This is a genomic window from Methyloversatilis sp. MC4-4 (assembly GCF_049843555.1).
Taxonomy (GTDB): domain Bacteria; phylum Pseudomonadota; class Gammaproteobacteria; order Burkholderiales; family Rhodocyclaceae; genus Methyloversatilis; species Methyloversatilis discipulorum_B.
This window is the reverse complement of record NZ_JBBHZK010000002.1, coordinates 825,914-844,139: the sequence shown is the minus strand read 5'-3', so window position 1 is coordinate 844,139 and position 18,226 is coordinate 825,914. Positions and strand designations below refer to the sequence as shown.

The 18,226-nt window shown below is 66.0% G+C and carries 12 protein-coding genes; 3 read left to right on the top strand and 9 right to left on the bottom strand.

Features of this window, described 5'->3' with window-relative positions; all coding sequences use genetic code 11:
* The first annotated feature begins 281 nt into the window (after positions 1–281).
* A complete protein-coding gene (locus WDZ97_RS10745) occupies positions 282–7,085 on the top strand; it encodes a hypothetical protein (RefSeq protein ID WP_425762740.1) in 6,804 nt (2,267 codons plus the stop codon).
* A gap of 58 nt (positions 7,086–7,143) precedes the next feature.
* On the top strand, positions 7,144–7,554 hold the full coding sequence (locus WDZ97_RS10740) for a winged helix-turn-helix domain-containing protein (protein WP_425762739.1): 411 nt from the start codon (positions 7,144–7,146) through the stop codon (positions 7,552–7,554).
* On the opposite strand, the gene modC is transcribed toward WDZ97_RS10740, so the two are convergent.
* From modC to WDZ97_RS10695, 9 genes are all read right to left on the bottom strand, one after another.
* Positions 7,502–8,635 (bottom strand): molybdenum ABC transporter ATP-binding protein, encoded by a 1,134-nt coding sequence (gene modC / locus WDZ97_RS10735; protein ID WP_425762738.1) that lies wholly within the window; start codon positions 8,633–8,635, stop codon positions 7,502–7,504. The genes WDZ97_RS10740 and modC overlap by 53 nt on opposite strands.
* On the bottom strand, positions 8,632–9,318 hold the full coding sequence (modB, locus tag WDZ97_RS10730; RefSeq protein WP_425762737.1) for a molybdate ABC transporter permease subunit: 687 nt from the start codon (positions 9,316–9,318) through the stop codon (positions 8,632–8,634). The genes modC and modB overlap by 4 nt, the downstream gene beginning before the upstream one ends.
* A gap of 6 nt (positions 9,319–9,324) precedes the next feature.
* Entirely contained in the window at positions 9,325–10,095 is a 771-nt protein-coding gene (gene modA / locus WDZ97_RS10725; protein ID WP_425762736.1) for a molybdate ABC transporter substrate-binding protein, read from the bottom strand.
* Between the two features lie 120 nt (positions 10,096–10,215).
* On the bottom strand, positions 10,216–10,815 hold the full coding sequence (locus tag WDZ97_RS10720; protein WP_304004091.1) for a cysteine hydrolase family protein: 600 nt from the start codon (positions 10,813–10,815) through the stop codon (positions 10,216–10,218).
* Positions 10,816–10,830: 15 nt separating this feature from the next.
* A complete protein-coding gene (locus tag WDZ97_RS10715) occupies positions 10,831–11,064 on the bottom strand; it encodes a formate dehydrogenase subunit delta (RefSeq protein WP_304004092.1) in 234 nt (77 codons plus the stop codon).
* A gap of 3 nt (positions 11,065–11,067) precedes the next feature.
* Positions 11,068–11,934: a formate dehydrogenase accessory sulfurtransferase FdhD gene (gene fdhD / locus WDZ97_RS10710; protein WP_425762735.1), complete on the bottom strand. Its 867-nt coding sequence runs from the start codon at positions 11,932–11,934 to the stop codon at positions 11,068–11,070.
* 27 nt (positions 11,935–11,961) lie between these two features.
* Complete coding sequence (fdhF, locus tag WDZ97_RS10705; protein ID WP_425762734.1) at positions 11,962–14,826, bottom strand: formate dehydrogenase subunit alpha; 2,865 nt, start codon at positions 14,824–14,826, stop codon at positions 11,962–11,964.
* A 22-nt stretch (positions 14,827–14,848) separates the two neighbouring features.
* Positions 14,849–16,399 (bottom strand): formate dehydrogenase beta subunit, encoded by a 1,551-nt coding sequence (locus WDZ97_RS10700; protein ID WP_425762733.1) that lies wholly within the window; start codon positions 16,397–16,399, stop codon positions 14,849–14,851.
* The gene (locus WDZ97_RS10695) at positions 16,396–16,890 is read right to left on the bottom strand and encodes a formate dehydrogenase subunit gamma (protein WP_425762732.1); all 495 of its coding nucleotides are present in this window, start codon (positions 16,888–16,890) and stop codon (positions 16,396–16,398) included. The genes WDZ97_RS10700 and WDZ97_RS10695 overlap by 4 nt, the downstream gene beginning before the upstream one ends.
* A 132-nt stretch (positions 16,891–17,022) precedes the next feature.
* Between WDZ97_RS10695 and WDZ97_RS10690 the strand changes: the two genes are divergently transcribed.
* Positions 17,023–18,099 carry a substrate-binding domain-containing protein gene (locus WDZ97_RS10690; RefSeq protein ID WP_425762731.1) on the top strand — a complete coding sequence of 359 codons (1,077 nt, stop codon included), beginning with the start codon at positions 17,023–17,025 and terminating at the stop codon, positions 18,097–18,099.
* Positions 18,100–18,226 lie beyond the last annotated feature (127 nt).

Sequence of the window (18,226 nt, the reverse complement as noted above, 5' to 3'; positions counted from 1 at the left end):
CGACAAGGTTGGGGCGCCGCGCCGCAAGGCCGGCGCCCTTTTTTTTGGGTCCGGTCGGCCCCTACCCAATGACAGCGGCGATTCTGCGTTGTCGCTGACGGATATCCGCTCGGTACCGTTGATTCTCTGTCTTTGCACGGCATGGGATTTCCGTGTGGCTGTTCGAGCGGAATCAGGCAGGGGCGGAGTGTGAAAAAAACTGTGTCTTCAGGGTACGGAAATGTTGCGTGGTTATACTCCAGAGCTCCCAATCTGAATATCCGACTGCACAGGACCATCTCGTGGCCAATATCACCGCTCAGGACAACAGCCTCTCCTTCCTCACTGACACGCTAGGTGGATTCGTGGGGCGGGCGGCGACTAAGCTCGATGCGTTCTCGAGCGACCTCGAGGGCATGATCGATACGATATTCATGGCGATCAGCTACGGGTATGTGGATTCGGTGTCGTCGTCCAGGATCGTCATAAGCACGTATTACCCGACCTACGCGCAGATGACCATCAATGGCAGCGGAATGACCGGGAATTCGTTCTCTATCAATCGCATCACATATTCGGAGTACGACGGGTTCTACATCAGGATGAGCGGTAACGTGCGCGGAAACGTGTACGGCGATGTCAGCGGGTCCGTGACAAGTGCGGTGATCGGGAACTCGGAGCAGTCGATCGCGTATGTCGGAAGTATTTCGATGACGACCGGCGCCGCACGGTACAGCTCGCTGACCTACACGCTGCGCGATGTTTCCGGCGTCGCCACGACGACCGTCAGCTACGGCGGCAGCTTTGTGGAGGATGACTATGGAGTGATCCGCGGCACGGTGACCTCGTTCTCCTATGGCCGCGATGCGGACGGCGCCGGTTCTGGTACAGCGCAGACCCTGATGTCGATGACGGGACTGTCTCGCTACGTCGAGATGGATATCGATTCGGGACGTCCGTTTGGCTTTCTTCCCGTCGATACGGCCACGTTCTTCACCGACATGCTGAACGGTGCTGACAGCATCAGCGGTGGCACGGGCAACGACACGCTCTACGGTTATGCCGGCAATGACCTCATCAACGGCGGGGCGGGCGCTGACGTCATGGACGGCGGCGAAGGCGACGACGTCTATTACGTCGACAACGCCGGCGATGTCGTCGTCGAGGCCGCCGACGAGGGTACTGACCTGGTACTGGCCTCGGTCAGCCACACGCTGGACGACAACGTCGAGAACCTCACCCTGATCGGCACGGCTACCGACGGCACCGGTAATGAACTCGACAACACGCTCACGGGTAATGCACAGGCCAACGTACTGACCGGCCTTGGCGGCAATGACACACTGATCGGTGGTGGCGGTCTCGATACGCTGATCGGCGGTGAAGGTGACGACATCTACGTGATCGACCGCGCAGACGAAATCATCACCGAGCTTGCGGACGAGGGCAACGATACGGTCCGGATTGGTTACGCGAATCCGGGACGTAACGCCGTGACGGTCACTCTTCATGACAACGTCGAGAACCTTGAGGTGCTGGGGGCGGGGCTGTTCAATCTGGTGGGTAATGCCGAGGCGAACGCGCTGACGGGGAATGGCTCGGCGAACGTGATCGACGGAGGCGCGGGCGCGGACGCGATGACGGGTGGTCTGGGCAACGACACCTACGTTGTGGATGACGCGGGCGACGTGGTGATCGAGACGGCGGTGAAGGGCTCGGGCGTTGATCTGGTGCGCGCGTCGGTGGACTACACGCTGACGGCGAACGTTGAGAACCTGACGCTGGAAGGCAGTGCGCTGGAGGGCACGGGCAACGAGCTGGGCAATGCGCTGACGGGCAACGAGCTGGACAACGAACTGTACGGTCTAGGCGGCAACGACGTGCTGGTGGGAGGTGAAGGCGCCGATCTGCTGGATGGAGGAGAAGGCATCGACAGCATGTCGGGCGGAGCGGGGGACGACACCTACGTCGTCGACAACGCGCGCGACGTGGTGAGCGAAGGGCTGAACGCGGGGACGGACACGGTCCGCAGCGCGCTCAGCTACGCGCTGGGTGCGAACGTCGAGAATCTTGTGCTGACGGGCACGGCACACCTGAACGGCACGGGCAACACGCTGGCCAACGTGATCACGGGCAACAGCGGCAACAACGTCCTGGACGGCGGAGTTGGAGCGGACACGCTGATTGGTGGAGAGGGCGACGACCAGTACGTGGTCGACAACATCGGCGACACGATCACGGAAGCGGACGGCGAGGGCACGGACAGCGTGCGCTTCACGCTGGCCAACGCCAGCGGGGTGGCGGTGGAACTGGATCTGGGCGCGGACTACGCCTTCGTCGAGAACGCGACGCTGGCGGGTGCCGGGCTGATCAACCTGAGCGGCAGCGGTGCGGACAACGTGCTGACGGGCAACGCGCAGGCGAACGTGCTGCGCGGTCTGGAAGGCAATGACGAACTGAATGGCGGAGCGGGTGCGGACACGCTGATCGGAGGCGAGGGGGACGACCTGTACATCGTCGACCAGGCTGGTGACGTGGTGACGGAGAACCCGGGCGAAGGCACGGACACGGTGCGCGTGCTGTACGGGCACAAGGCCAAGGCAGCGGTGACGCTGTCGCTGCAGACGACGTACGCCAACGTCGAGAACCTTGAGGTGCTGGGGGCGGGGCTGTTCAATCTGGTGGGTAATGCCGAGGCGAACGCGCTGACGGGGAATGGTTCGGCGAACGTGATAGACGGAGGCGCGGGCGCGGACGCGATGACGGGTGGTCTGGGCAACGACACCTACGTTGTGGATGACGCGGGCGACGTGGTGATCGAGACGGCGGTGAAGGGCTCGGGCGTTGATCTGGTGCGCGCGTCGGTGGACTACACGCTGACGGCGAACGTTGAGAACCTGACGCTGGAAGGCAGTGCGCTGGAGGGCACGGGCAACGAGCTGGGCAATGCGCTGACGGGCAACGAGCTGGACAACGAACTGTACGGTCTAGGCGGCAACGACGTGCTGGTGGGAGGTGAAGGCGCCGATCTGCTGGACGGAGGAGAAGGCATCGACAGCATGTCGGGCGGAGCGGGGGACGACACCTACGTCGTCGACAACGCGCGCGACGTGGTGAGCGAAGGGCTGAACGCGGGGACGGACACGGTCCGCAGCGCGCTCAGCTACGCGCTGGGTGCGAACGTCGAGAATCTTGTGCTGACGGGCACGGCACACCTGAACGGCACGGGCAACACGCTGGCCAACGTGATCACGGGCAACAGCGGCAACAACGTCCTGGACGGCGGAGTTGGAGCGGACACGCTGATTGGTGGAGAGGGCGACGACCAGTACGTGGTCGACAACATCGGCGACACGATCACGGAAGCGGACGGCGAGGGCACGGACAGCGTGCGCTTCACGCTGGCCAACGCCAGCGGGGTGGCGGTGGAACTGGATCTGGGCGCGGACTACGCCTTCGTCGAGAACGCGACGCTGGCGGGTGCCGGGCTGATCAACCTGAGCGGCAGCGGTGCGGACAACGTGCTGACGGGCAACGCGCAGGCGAACGTGCTGCGCGGTCTGGAAGGCAATGACGAACTGAATGGCGGAGCGGGTGCGGACACGCTGATCGGAGGCGAGGGGGACGACCTGTACATCGTCGACCAGGCTGGTGACGTGGTGACGGAGAACCCGGGCGAAGGCACGGACACGGTGCGCGTGCTGTACGGGCACAAGGCCAAGGCAGCGGTGACGCTGTCGCTGCAGACGACGTACGCCAACGTCGAGAACCTTGAGGTGCTGGGGGCGGGGCTGTTCAATCTGGTGGGTAATGCCGAGGCGAACGCGCTGACGGGGAATGGTTCGGCGAACGTGATAGACGGAGGCGCGGGCGCGGACGCGATGACGGGTGGTCTGGGCAACGACACCTACGTTGTGGATGACGCGGGCGACGTGGTGATCGAGACGGCGGTGAAGGGCTCGGGCGTTGATCTGGTGCGCGCGTCGGTGGACTACACGCTGACGGCGAACGTTGAGAACCTGACGCTGGAAGGCAGTGCGCTGGAGGGCACGGGCAACGAGCTGGGCAATGCGCTGACGGGCAACGAGCTGGACAACGAACTGTACGGTCTAGGCGGCAACGACGTGCTGGTGGGAGGTGAAGGCGCCGATCTGCTGGACGGAGGAGAAGGCATCGACAGCATGTCGGGCGGAGCGGGGGACGACACCTACGTCGTCGACAACGCGCGCGACGTGGTGAGCGAAGGGCTGAACGCGGGGACGGACACGGTCCGCAGCGCGCTCAGCTACGCGCTGGGTGCGAACGTCGAGAATCTTGTGCTGACGGGCACGGCACACCTGAACGGCACGGGCAACACGCTGGCCAACGTGATCACGGGCAACAGCGGCAACAACGTCCTGGACGGCGGAGTTGGAGCGGACACGCTGATTGGTGGAGAGGGCGACGACCAGTACGTGGTCGACAACATCGGCGACACGATCACGGAAGCGGACGGCGAGGGCACGGACAGCGTGCGCTTCACGCTGGCCAACGCCAGCGGGGTGGCGGTGGAACTGGATCTGGGCGCGGACTACGCCTTCGTCGAGAACGCGACGCTGGCGGGTGCCGGGCTGATCAACCTGAGCGGCAGCGGTGCGGACAACGTGCTGACGGGCAACGCGCAGGCGAACGTGCTGCGCGGTCTGGAAGGCAATGACGAACTGAATGGCGGAGCGGGTGCGGACACGCTGATCGGAGGCGAGGGGGACGACCTGTACATCGTCGACCAGGCTGGTGACGTGGTGACGGAGAACCCGGGCGAAGGCACGGACACGGTGCGCGTGCTGTACGGGCACAAGGCCAAGGCAGCGGTGACGCTGTCGCTGCAGACGACGTACGCCAACGTCGAGAACCTTGAGGTGCTGGGGGCGGGGCTGTTCAATCTGGTGGGTAATGCCGAGGCGAACGCGCTGACGGGGAATGGTTCGGCGAACGTGATAGACGGAGGCGCGGGCGCGGACGCGATGACGGGTGGTCTGGGCAACGACACCTACGTTGTGGATGACGCGGGCGACGTGGTGATCGAGACGGCGGTGAAGGGCTCGGGCGTTGATCTGGTGCGCGCGTCGGTGGACTACACGCTGACGGCGAACGTTGAGAACCTGACGCTGGAAGGCAGTGCGCTGGAGGGCACGGGCAACGAGCTGGGCAATGCGCTGACGGGCAACGAGCTGGACAACGAACTGTACGGTCTAGGCGGCAACGACGTGCTGGTGGGAGGTGAAGGCGCCGATCTGCTGGACGGAGGAGAAGGCATCGACAGCATGTCGGGCGGAGCGGGGGACGACACCTACGTCGTCGACAACGCGCGCGACGTGGTGAGCGAAGGGCTGAACGCGGGGACGGACACGGTCCGCAGCGCGCTCAGCTACGCGCTGGGTGCGAACGTCGAGAATCTTGTGCTGACGGGCACGGCACACCTGAACGGCACGGGCAACACGCTGGCCAACGTGATCACGGGCAACAGCGGCAACAACGTCCTGGACGGCGGAGTTGGAGCGGACACGCTGATTGGTGGAGAGGGCGACGACCAGTACGTGGTCGACAACATCGGCGACACGATCACGGAAGCGGACGGCGAGGGCACGGACAGCGTGCGCTTCACGCTGGCCAACGCCAGCGGGGTGGCGGTGGAACTGGATCTGGGCGCGGACTACGCCTTCGTCGAGAACGCGACGCTGGCGGGTGCCGGGCTGATCAACCTGAGCGGCAGCGGTGCGGACAACGTGCTGACGGGCAACGCGCAGGCGAACGTGCTGCGCGGTCTGGAAGGCAATGACGAACTGAATGGCGGAGCGGGTGCGGACACGCTGATCGGAGGCGAGGGGGACGACCTGTACATCGTCGACCAGGCTGGTGACGTGGTGACGGAGAACCCGGGCGAAGGCACGGACACGGTGCGCGTGCTGTACGGGCACAAGGCCAAGGCAGCGGTGACGCTGTCGCTGCAGACGACGTACGCCAACGTCGAGAACCTTGAGGTGCTGGGGGCGGGGCTGTTCAATCTGGTGGGCAACGCCGAGGCGAACGCGCTGACGGGGAATGGCTCGGCGAACGTGATAGACGGAGGCGCGGGCGCGGACGCGATGACGGGTGGTCTGGGCAACGACACCTACGTTGTGGACGACGCGGGCGACGTGGTGACCGAGACGGCGGTGAAGGGCTCGGGCGTTGATCTGGTGCGTGCGTCGGTGGACTACACGCTGACGGCGAACGTTGAGAACCTGACGCTGGAAGGCAGTGCGCTGGAGGGCACGGGCAACGAGCTGGGCAATGCGCTGACGGGCAACGAGCTGGACAACGAACTGTACGGTCTGGGCGGCAACGACGTGCTGGTGGGAGGTGAAGGCGCCGACCTGCTGGACGGAGGAGAAGGCATCGACAGCATGTCGGGCGGAGCGGGGGACGACACCTACGTCGTCGACAACGCGCGCGACGTGGTGAGCGAAGGGCTGAACGCGGGGACGGACACGGTCCGCAGCGCGCTCAGCTACGCGCTGGGTGCGAACGTCGAGAATCTTGTGCTGACGGGCACGGCACACCTGAACGGCACGGGCAACACGCTGGCCAACGTGATCACGGGCAACAGCGGCAACAACGTCCTGGACGGCGGAGTTGGAGATGACGTGCTGCTGGGTGGTGCAGGAAACGACGCGTTGCTGGGTGGTGCCGGCAACGACTGGCTGTCCGGCGGAGATGGATTGAATACGCTCACCGGTGGCGCCGGCGAGGACGTGTTCTACTTCGACGCAGCTCCTGCTGACGGCACGCTGCAGACGATTGCTGATTTCAGCCTCATCGACGACCGCATCGTGTTCGACGCCACGATATTTGACGCCCTCGGCGCCGGTTTCGACGACATGCCGGTTGCTCTGCCGTCGGAACTTCTGCAAGTGGGCAGCGGCAGTGCAGCGGCCGATGGTGATGTACGGCTCATCTACGACACTGCAGCGGGCGCCTTGTACTACGACGCGGATGGTAACGGTGCAGGCGACGCGGTCCAGATTGCTCAATTCACGGGCAAACCCTTGTTGTCGGCCGATCATTTCGAGGTGCTGGCCTCGTGATCGGAAGGCGCCCGCTTTACTGAACGGTGAACTGCCGCGTGCGCGCTAAACTTGGCGCATGAACCGTCCAGACGATCCGCTGCCGCGCTCCACTGCTTCGCTGCGCCTGCATTTCCACAATGGCGAGCGGCTGGGGCCGGGCAAGATCGAACTGCTCGAGCATCTGGCGCGCGAGCGGTCGATCTCCGGTGCGGCGCGTGCGATGGGCATGGCCTATCGGCGTGCATGGCTTCTGATCGACGACATGAACCGCATGTTCGCCGAGCCGGTGGTGAAGACCTACCCAGGGCGCTCGCAGGGCGCCGGTGGTGCCGAACTGACGCCGTTCGGCGAGCGGCTGATCGCGGTGTTCCGCGCCGCCGAACGGCGCACGTCCGATGCCGTCGCGCTGCAGCTGCGCGAACTGGACGAAGCGCTCAATCCGCAGCCGGCGGTGCCTGCGCAGCGTCAGGACGCGGACGTCGGTTGAAGCCAACGCTGCGGCTGTCCAGCGCCACCGATTTCACCATCACCCACACCGCGGTGCCCGGCTGCAGTCCGAGCCGGTCGCAGGATTCGCGCGTGACCAGCGCACGCAGCGAACTGCTGCCAAGATCGACCGCGACATCGGCGTACGGCCCGTCACGCGGCGTGATGCCGATGACACGGCCCGGCAGCTTGTTCACGATGGACACGTCCATCGGTCGCGACAGCGCGAGCGCGACGTCGCGCGCACGGATGCGCACACGCACCGCGCAGCCCGGCTCAAGATCGATGCGCGGCACGCGCAACTGGCCGTCGGTGAAGCGCAGCGTGGTCAATGCGTAGTCGTCGTTGTGCTGCAGCACCGTGCAGTCGAGCACCGAGCCCGCTTCGTAGCGACCGATCAGCGGTGAGTGCTCGGGGCGCGACATGATGTCGGCCAGTTCGCCGCTGGCGACGGTGCGGCCTTCGCTGACGATGACCAGATGGTCGGCCAGCCGCGTCACCTCCTCGATCGAATGGCTCACGTACAGCACGGGCAGCGCGAACTCCTGCGCCAGCCGTTCGATATACGGCAGTACCTCTGCCTTGCGTGGCGCGTCCAGCGAAGCAAGCGGTTCGTCCATCAGCAGCAGATCGGGCTGGCGCAGCAGCGCGCGGCCGAGCGCGACGCGCTGACGCTCACCCCCTGACAGGTGATGCGGTCGACGGTCGAGCAGGTGGGCGAGACCGAGTACGTCGATCACGCTTTCCCAGTCCACCGGGCGCGGGCCGCGTGCGCGCTTCAGCCCGTAGCGCAGGTTGCCGCTCACCGACAGATGCGGAAACAGCCGTGCATCCTGGAACACGTAGCCGACGCCGCGCGCTTCGATCGCCAGGTCGATGCCGGCGTCGGCATCGAAGAAGACGCGGTCACCGACCGCGATGCGTCCGCGCGACGGCCGGACGATGCCTGCCACGGCATTGATCAGGCTGCTCTTGCCGGCGCCGCTGCGCCCGAAGATGGCGCTGACGCCGCGCGACGGCAGCGTGACGTCGACGTCGAGGTCGAGCGCGCCCAGGCAAGTGCCGAAACGCAGCTCGATCATGGTCGTCCCAGCCAGCGCTGCGTGCGCCGGTTCAGCCATTCAGAGAGGATGATCGCGGCGACGGCAAGCGCCATCGACAGGCCGACCAGACGCAGCGCGATGGCATCGCCGTCCGGTGTCTGCGTCGCGGTGTAGATGGCCAGCGGCAGCGTGCGCGTTTCGCCTTCGATATTGGAGGCAAAGGTGATGGTGGCGCCGAACTCGCCGAGGCTGGCGGCAAAGGCCATCATCGCGCCGGACAGGATGCCCGGCAGCATCATCGGCAGCGTGATCGTGCACAGCACGTCGATGCGGCTGGCGCCCAACGTGCGCGCGGCCAGTTCGAGGCCGCGGTCGACGCCATCCAGCGACAGGCGGATCGCCCTCACCATCAGCGGAAAGGCCATCACCGCCGCGGCCACCACCACGCCTTCGGTGGTGAAGATGAGCTGGATGCCGAAGGTGCTCTTGAGCCAGGCGCCGAGCGGCGCGCGCGTGCCCAGCGAGATCAGCAGCAGGTAGCCGATCACCACCGGCGGCAGCACCAGTGGGGCATGCACGATGCCGTCGAGCAGGGCGCGACCGGGCAGGCGGGTGCGTGACAGCAGCCAGGCAACGCCCAGCGCGAAGGGCAGGCAAAGCGTGGTGCTGGCCAGCCCGACACGGAGGCTGAGCAGCAGGGCGTCCAGTTCGATGTCGCTCATCTATGCCTATTTGATGCTGAAGCCGTACCGCGTGAATACCGCCGTCGATTCGTTGCCGCGCAGCCACTGCATGAAGGCGCGCGCGGCCGGCGTGTCCTGTCCGGCGACGATGGCAGCAGGATAGGTGATCGGCGCGTGCGTGTCAGCGGGAAACACGCCGGCGACGCGCACCTTGGGGGACACCGCGGCGTCCGTCGCGTAGACGATGCCTGCGGGCACCTCGCCGCGTTCTACCAGCACCAGCGCCGCGCGCACCGAATCCGCGCGCACCAGTCTCGGCTCCGCGACCTGCCATGCGCCGAGCCTGGTCAGCGCGTCCTTCGCGTACTTGCCGACCGGCACGTGGGCGGGGTCGCCGGTGGCCAGACGACCATCGCCGAGCAGCGCGGCAAGATCGAAGCCGGGCTTCAGCGTGACCGACGCCTTGCTGTCGGCCGGCGTCACCAGCACCAGGCTGTTGCCGAGCAGATCGGTGCGCGTGCCGGCGGCGAGCAGCTTGCGTTCGGCGAGATAGTCCATCCACTGTTCGTCGGCCGACAGGAACACCTGCGCCTGGGCGCCCGCTTCGATCTGCCGCGCCAGCGCTGAGGACGCTGCGAAGGAGAACTTCACGGTATGGCCGGAGTGCGTCTGGAAGGTCTTGCCGATGTCCTGCAGCGCATTGGTCAGGCTGGCGGCAGCGAACACGACGAGGGTGTCGGCATGGGCGGCGCCCGCGACGAGGCTCAGCACGAGCGCGGACAAGAGGCGGGTGGGCAGCAGACGGGTGAGTTTCATGCTTCTTCCTGTATCAAGTTGAATACAGGATCATCGTACGATGAATTCCGGCGTGTGCTGCGCCGCTGGACGAAAAAAAAAGCCGGCGGCAGCCGGCTCTTCTTCGTGCCCCGTCGATGTTCAGCGCACCAGCGCGTCGGCGTTCGGCGCGATCGCGGCGAACAGGTCGCGCATCATGGCGATGCTGGTGGCCTGCACCGTAGCGGCGGGGACCGAGCTGCCGTCGGGTAGCGGCAGGTCGCGCGTGGCAGTGGCGGCGGCGACCACCGTGGGCGAGTAGCCGAGGTTGAAGGCGCCGCGCGCGGTCGAGTTCACGCACATATGCGTCATGAATCCGGCCAGCACGAGCTGCTTCACGCCCAGCTTCTTCAGTTCCTCGTCGAGCGGGGTCTGCACGAAGCTGTTCGGGTAGTGCTTGGTGATCACCGTTTCGCCGGCCTGCGGCGCGACGATGTCGGCGATGCGACCGATCGCGGCATTGACGTCGTAGGGCGTGCCCGGACCGGCGTCGTGCTGGATGTGGATGACCGGGCGGCCGAGTTCGCGCGCACGGTCGAGCACGCGGCGTGCTTCGAGCAGTGCGGCCTCGATGCCGGAGAGCTGCATGACGCCTTCACGGTAGGTGTTCTGGCAATCGATCATCACCAGGGCGGCGTCGGCAAGCAGGCCCGGTTCGTGGCCGAGACCCATCAGGTCGCGCAGCGTCGTCAGTGAACTCATCGGTGAGGTGTCCTTTCAGGTGGTGGAGATTTCCTGCGCCTGCATGTGCTGCAGTGCTTCGCTGACCAGCGGCAGCAGACCGGTGTCGCCGCCGCGGTTCATGTGATCGATGATCGCACGGCGCATGCGCGGTTCCCAGAAACGCCGGACGTGGGCGGCGACTTCGCGCACCGCTTCGTCGTGGTCGGGGTAGCTGTGGAAGAACTGGCCGATCTGGTTGGCCATCTTGACGAGGTTGTGGATGTCCATCTGCTATTCCGTTTGCGTTGCTGTACAGGTTCGGGATTCGGTGTAGATCGCCATGCGGCCGTCGCGGACGAAGCCGCACAGCGTGACGCCCGTGCGCCCGGCCAAATCGATGGCCAGCCCGGTCGGTGCCGAAATGGCCGCCAGCAGGCCGCCGCCGACGCTGGCGAGCTTGAGCACCATTTCATAACTGGCGCGGCTGGTGACGACCGCGAAACCCTGCGTGGTGTCGAGCCCGGCCAAAGCGACGGCGCCGATCAGTTTGTCCAGCGCGTTGTGGCGGCCGACGTCTTCGCGTACGGCGAACAGCGTGCCGTCGGCGTGTGCCCAGGCGGCGGCGTGCACCGAGCCGGTCAGCGCGTGCAGCGCCTGCCCTTCGCCCAGGGCGACGAAGGCGCGGTGGATGGCGGCTTCATCGACCGACGGTCGCGCGGCTACCGGTTTCACTTCGCGCGACACCTGACCGAGGCTGTCCACGCCGCACAGCCCGCAGCCGGTGCGTCCGGCCAGCGAGCGGCGGCGCGCCTTCAGCGCGTCGAAGGCGCGGTTCGACACCTGCATGCGCACCTCGATGCCATCGACGTGGTGCGCCGTGTCGATGTCGTGGATCTCCGATGCGCGCGCGACGATGCCTTCAGCCAGACTGAAGCCAGTGCCGAAGTCTTCGAGATCGGCCGGCGTGGCCAGCATGACTGCGTGCGAAATGCCGTTGTACACCATGGCCACCGGCACCTCTTCGGCCACGCATTCGACGCTGGCGGTGCGCATGCGCCCGCTGACACGCACGGCGCTGCGCAGCCGCTGCGCCGGATGCAGCACGGCGTCGCCGCTCATTTCACCCGCTTCATCGCAGGCGAGCAGCGGACCGCCCATGGCGAGAGCCTGCACGGCGCCCACGACTCAGACCTTCTCGCGCTTCTTCGGCAGCAGCCCGATCTGCTGCTGCGAGAAGTCGCGATAGCGCTGCTGCCATTCCGACGGCTGGGTCACGCGGGTCACCTCGACCGCGGTGACCTTGTATTCGGGGCAGTTGGTCGCCCAGTCCGAGTTGTCGGTGGTGATGACGTTGGCACCCGATTCCGGGAAGTGGAAGGTGGTGTAGACGACGCCCGGCTGCATGCGCTCGGACACGCGCGCACGCAGCACCGTCTCGCCGGCGCGCGAGGTGATGCCCACCCAGTCGCCTTCGTTGATGCCGCGCGTTTCGGCATCGGCCGGATGGATTTCCAGGCGGTCCTCGTCGTGCCACATCGAATTCGGTGTGCGGCGAGTCTGCGCACCCACGTTGTACTGCGACAGGATGCGGCCGGTGGTCAGGATCAGCGGGAAGCGCTTCGACGTGCGCTCCTCGGTGGGCACGTACTTCGTCAGCATGAAACGTCCCTTGCCGCGCACGAACTGGTCGATGTGCATGATGGGTGTGCCTTCCGGCGCCTGTTCGTTACACGGCCACTGGATGCTGCCCAGCTCCTCAAGCCGTTCGTAGCTGACACCGTGGAAGGTGGGCGTGAGCCGCGCGATCTCGTCCATGATTTCGGACGGGTGGCCGTAGTCCATCGGGTAGCCGAGTGCATTCGACAGCATGCAGGTGACCTCCCAGTCCTCCTTGCCGGCCAGCGGCGGCATCACCTTGCGTACGCGCGAGATGCGGCGCTCGGCGTTGGTGAAGGTGCCGTTCTTTTCGAGGAAGCTGGAGCCAGGCAGGAAGACGTGGGCGAACTTCGCGGTTTCGTTCAGGAACAGGTCCTGCACGACCACGCATTCCATCGCGCGCAGCGCGGCTTCGACGTGCTGCGTGTTCGGGTCGGACTGCACGATGTCCTCGCCTTCGCAGTACAGGCCGAGGAAGGTGCCGTCCATCGCCGCCTCGAACATGTTCGGGATGCGCAGGCCCGGCTCCGGTTGTGGCTCCACGCCCCAGGCGTCCCTGAACAGCGCGCGCGTGGCCGCGTCCGACACGTGGCGGTAGCCCGGCAGTTCGTGCGGGAAGCTCCCCATGTCGCACGAACCCTGCACGTTGTTCTGGCCGCGCAGCGGATTCACGCCCACGCCTTCACGGCCGATGTTGCCAGTCGCCATCGCCAGGTTGGCGATGCCGATGACGGTGGTCGAACCCTGGCTGTGCTCGGTCACGCCGAGGCCGTAGTAGATCGCGGCGTTGCCGCCGGTGGCGAACAGGCGCGCGGCGGCGCGCACGTCGGCGGCCGGAACGCCGGTGTGCTGTTCCATCGCTTCCGGCGAGTTCTCCGGCCGGGCGACGAAATCGCGCCACTGTTCGAACGATGCCCACTCGCAGCGCTCGCGGACGAAGTCCTCCTTGACCAGGCCTTCGGCCACCACCACGTGCGCCATCGAGGTGATCAGCGCGACGTTGGTGCCGGGCTTCAGCTTCAGGTGCTGTTCGGCGCGGATGTGCGGCGAGCGCACGAGGTCGATGCTGCGCGGGTCGACCACGATGAGTTTCGCGCCTTCGCGCAGGCGGCGCTTCATCTGCGAGCCGAACACCGGGTGGCCGTCGGTCGGGTTGGCGCCCATTACCATGATGACGTCGGCCTTCATGACCGAGTCGAAGGTCTGGGTGCCGGCGGACTCGCCCAGCGTCTGCTTCAGGCCGTAGCCGGTGGGCGAATGGCAGACGCGGGCGCAGGTGTCGACGTTGTTGTTGCCGAAGGCGGCGCGCACCAGCTTCTGTACGAGGTAGGTTTCCTCGTTGGTGCAGCGGCTGGACGTGATGCCGCCGACCGATTCACGGCCATGCTTCGCCTGGATGCGCTTGAACTCGGAGGCGGCGTAACGGATCGCCTCGTCCCAGCTGACAGGCTGCCAGGCGTCCTCGATGCTCTTGCGTATCATCGGCGTGGTGATGCGGTCGGCATGGGTGGCGTAGCCGAAGGCGAAGCGGCCCTTGACGCAGGAGTGGCCATGGTTGGCACCGCCGTCCTTGCTCGGCACCATGCGTACCACGGTCGTGCCCTTTACCTCGGCATCGAAGGAGCAGCCGACGCCGCAGTAGGCGCAGGTGGTGGTGACCTTCTTTTCGGCCTGACCGTGCTCGATCACGCCCTTTTCCATCAGCGTTGCGGTCGGGCAGGCCTGCACGCAGGCGCCGCAGGACACGCATTCCGATTCCATGAAGGGCTGGCTTTCGCCCGGGCTGACGCGCGAATCGAAGCCGCGGCCGGAAATGGTGAGCGCGAACGTGCCCTGTGTTTCTTCGCAGGCGCGCACGCAGCGGTTGCAGACGATGCACTTCGACGGGTCGTAGCTGAAGTAGGGATTGGATTCATCCTTTTCCTTCGTCAGCGCCGACAGCAGGTCGAAGTGGTTCTTGCCCTTCATGCCGTAGCGCACTTCGCGCAGGCCGACAACGCCGGTCATGTCCTGCAGTTCGCAGTTGCCGTTGGCCGAGCAGGTGAGGCAATCGAGCGGGTGGTCGGAAATGTAGAGCTCCATCACGCCGCGGCGGATGTCCGCCAGCTTGGGCGTCTGCGTACGTACCTGCATGCCGGCTTCGGCGATCGTCGCGCAGGAGGCCGGGTAGCCGCGGCGGCCTTCGATTTCGACCAGGCACAGGCGACAGGAACCGAAGGGCTCCAGACTGTCGGTCGCACACAGCTTCGGAATGCTGTTGCCGCACTCCTGCGCGGCGCGCATGACCGAGGTGCCGGCCGGCACCGTCACTTCGATGCCGTCGATCGACAGCGTGATGTCCTTTTCGGATTCGCGGGCGGGGGTGCCGTAATCGGTTTCTCTGGGTAGTGACATGGCTGTTCTCCTCGTTCTGTGCTCAGGCCGCTTCGGTCTTGTCTACGCCGAAGTCCTCGGGGAAATGGTTCAGTGCCGACAGCACCGGGTAGGGCGCCATGCCGCCGAGCGCGCACAACGATCCATTCAGCATGGTGTCGCACAGCGACTGCAGCAGCGCGATGTTCCTGCCGCGCTGCTCGTTGGCGACGATGCGGTCGATCACCTCGACGCCGCGTGTCGAGCCGATGCGGCAGGGCGTGCACTTGCCGCAGGATTCGATGGCGCAGAACTCCATCGCGTAGCGGGCCATGTGCGCCATGTCGACCGTGTCGTCGAACACCACGATGCCGCCGTGGCCGATCATCGCGCCGTGCCTGGCGTATTCCTCGTAGTCGAGCGGCAGGTCGAACTGCGACGCTGGTACGTAGGCGCCGAGCGGTCCGCCGACCTGCACCGCGCGCACCGGACGGCCGGACAGGGTGCCGCCGCCGAAGTCGTGGATGAGCTCGTTCATGGTCACGCCGAAAGCCTTCTCGACCAGACCGCCGCGTCTGATGTTGCCGGCGAGCTGGAAGGGCAGGGTGCCGCGTGAGCGGCCCATGCCGAAGTCGCGGTAGAAGGCGCCGCCCTGGGCCAGGATGGTGGGTACCGAGGCGAGCGAAATGACGTTGTTGATGACCGTCGGCTTGCCGAACAGGCCTTCGAGCGCCGGCAGTGGCGGCTTGAAGCGTACGATGCCGCGCTTGCCTTCGAGGCTTTCCAGCAGCGAGGTTTCTTCACCGCAGATGTAGGCGCCGGCACCGAGCCGAACCTCGAGTTCGAAGGCCTTGCCGGAGTTGCGTACGTTGTCGCCCAGCCACCCGGCGGCGCGTGCCCGGTGGATGGCTTCGTTCAGCGTGGCGAAGGCGTGCGGATATTCCGAGCGCAGGTAGATGTAGCCCTGGGTCGCGCCGACCGCGATGCCGGCGATGGTCATGCCTTCGATCAGGCAGTAGGGGTCGCCCTCCATGATCATGCGATCGGAGAAGGTGCCGGAGTCGCCCTCGTCGGCGTTGCACACCACGTATTTGCGGTCGGCGACCGCGCCGAGCACGGTGTTCCACTTGATGCCGGTCGGAAAGGCTGCGCCGCCGCGGCCGCGCAGACCGGATTCCGTCACTTCCTTCACCACGTCGGCGCCGCTCATCGCCAGCGCGTTGTCGAGGCCGACGAAGCCGCCGTGGTCGATGTAGTCGTCCAGGCTCAACGGGTCGGTGAGGCCGATGCGCGCGCTGGTCAGGCGTTCCTGGTTCTTCAGATAGCCGATCTCCTCGGTCAGGCCGAGAGACAGCGCGTGCGAGCCACCGGTGACGAGGCCGGCGTCGAACAGCGCGGCGACATCCTTCGGCTGCACCGGGCCGTAGGCCATGCGGCCGGCGGGGGTCTGCACCTCGACCATCGGTTCGAGGAAGAAGGCACCGCGCGAGCCATTGCGTACCAGCTCGATCGCGATGCCGCGCTTTGCCGCCTCGGCAGCAATGGCCTTCGCCACCTTGTCTGCGCCCAGCGACAGCGCGGTGGAATCGATGGGGACGTAGATGCGGGTGCTCATGCGCTCACCTCCGCGCGCAGCTCCGCAACGATCGCGTCGAAGCGTTCCGGCGTGACGCGGCCGACGATGTCGTCGTTTACGCGCAACGAGGGGCCGACCGCGCAGTTGCCGAGGCAGTACACCGCCTCCAGCGTCACCGCGCCGTCGGCGGTCGTTTCGTGGAAGTCGATGCCGAGGCATTTCTTCGCGTGCGCTTCGAGCGCAACGGCACCGACGGCCTGACAGGCTTCCGCCCGGCAGACCTGCACTACGTGGCGGCCGGGCGCGTGGCTGCGAAAGTGGTGATAGAAGGTGATCACGCCATGCACTTCGGCGCGCGACAGATTCAGCCCCCTGGCGATGACCGGGACCGCCTGTTCCGGCACGTGGCCGAATTCGTCCTGGATGGCGTGCAGCATCGGCAGCAGCGCGCCGGGCAGATCGGCGTGCCGGTCGACCAGCGACTGCAGCTGTCGCGGGTCGACGCCGGGGGCGGGGTGGTGCGATGACATGGCTCTCTGTCTCCTGCTGAATTCCTAATTGGAACTCGTGTTCATAATTGCTAATCAGCCATCATCAATGTCCAATAATGGCTTCGCAACGCAGGTTAGCAGCCGGTCTTGCTTTTAACGATATGAAAACAAATGCCTAACATGCGCATCCAGATCGAGCCTGCATGGCGCTTCCGCAACGCCGAGGGCCGCGAGATCGACCCGCTGCTTTTCCGCGTGCTGGCTGCCGTGCAACGCAGCGGAAAGCTGACCGAGGCGGCGCGCGAAGTCGATTTCTCCTACCGCCACTGCTGGAACCTGATCCGCACCTGGTCGGCCTTCTTCGGCACGCCGCTGGTCGAGCTGTCGCAGGGCAAGGGGGCCGCGCTGACGCCGCTGGGCGAGAAGCTGACCTGGGCGTCGCAGCGCATCCAGGCGCGGCTGACGCCGCAACTGGAGAACCTGTCGGTGGAGATCGACCGCGAGATCAATGCCGCGCTGATGGACACCCACCCGGTGCTGCGGCTGCATGCGAGCCACGGCTACGCGATCGCCCTGATGCCAGAGCTGATGGAGCGGGTGGCCGGCGTGCGGCTGGAACTGCAGTACCTCGGGTCGATCGACGCGCTGGGTTCGATGTCACGCGGTAGCTGCGACATCTGCGGCTTCCATCTGCCCAGCGGACGGGTTACGCCGGAACTGGCGGCGCGGCTGAGCCGCTACCTGAAGCCGCGCGCGCACCGCGTGATCCGACTGGTCACGCGCACGCAGGGCCTGTTCGTGGCCGCAGGCAATCCGCTGAACATCCGCTCGCTGCAGGATCTGGTGCGTCCCGACGTGCGCTTCATCAATCGTCAGGCCAGCGCCGGCACGCGCGTGCTGCTTGACCTGCTGCTGGCCGAGCAGACCATCGATGCGGACGACATCAGCGGATACGAGACGGTGGAGTTCACGCACGCAGCGGTGGCGGCACACATTGCCAGCGGCATGGCCGACACCGGCTTCGGCGTCGAGGCCGCCGCCAGCCAGTTCAAGCTGGATTTCGTGCCGGTCGCCGAGGAGCACTACTTCCTCGCCTGCCGGCTGGAGACGCTGGAGCTGCCGTCGCTGCAGCGCATGCTGGATGCGCTGAAGTCGCCTGACTTTGCGCAGGCGGTGTCGACATTGCCCGGCTACGCGCTCAATTCGCCGGGCGAGGTGCTGTCGGTGGTCGAGGCGCTGCGCGCCTGAGCGGACGGCACAAAAGAAAAACGCCGCAGTGTGCGGCGTTGGTCGGTCAAGTGAGCGTGGTCACGTAAGAGCAGTGCAGTGCGCTGTGAAACCCACATGCAACGGAGGCTGGCTTTGCACAGCCAGC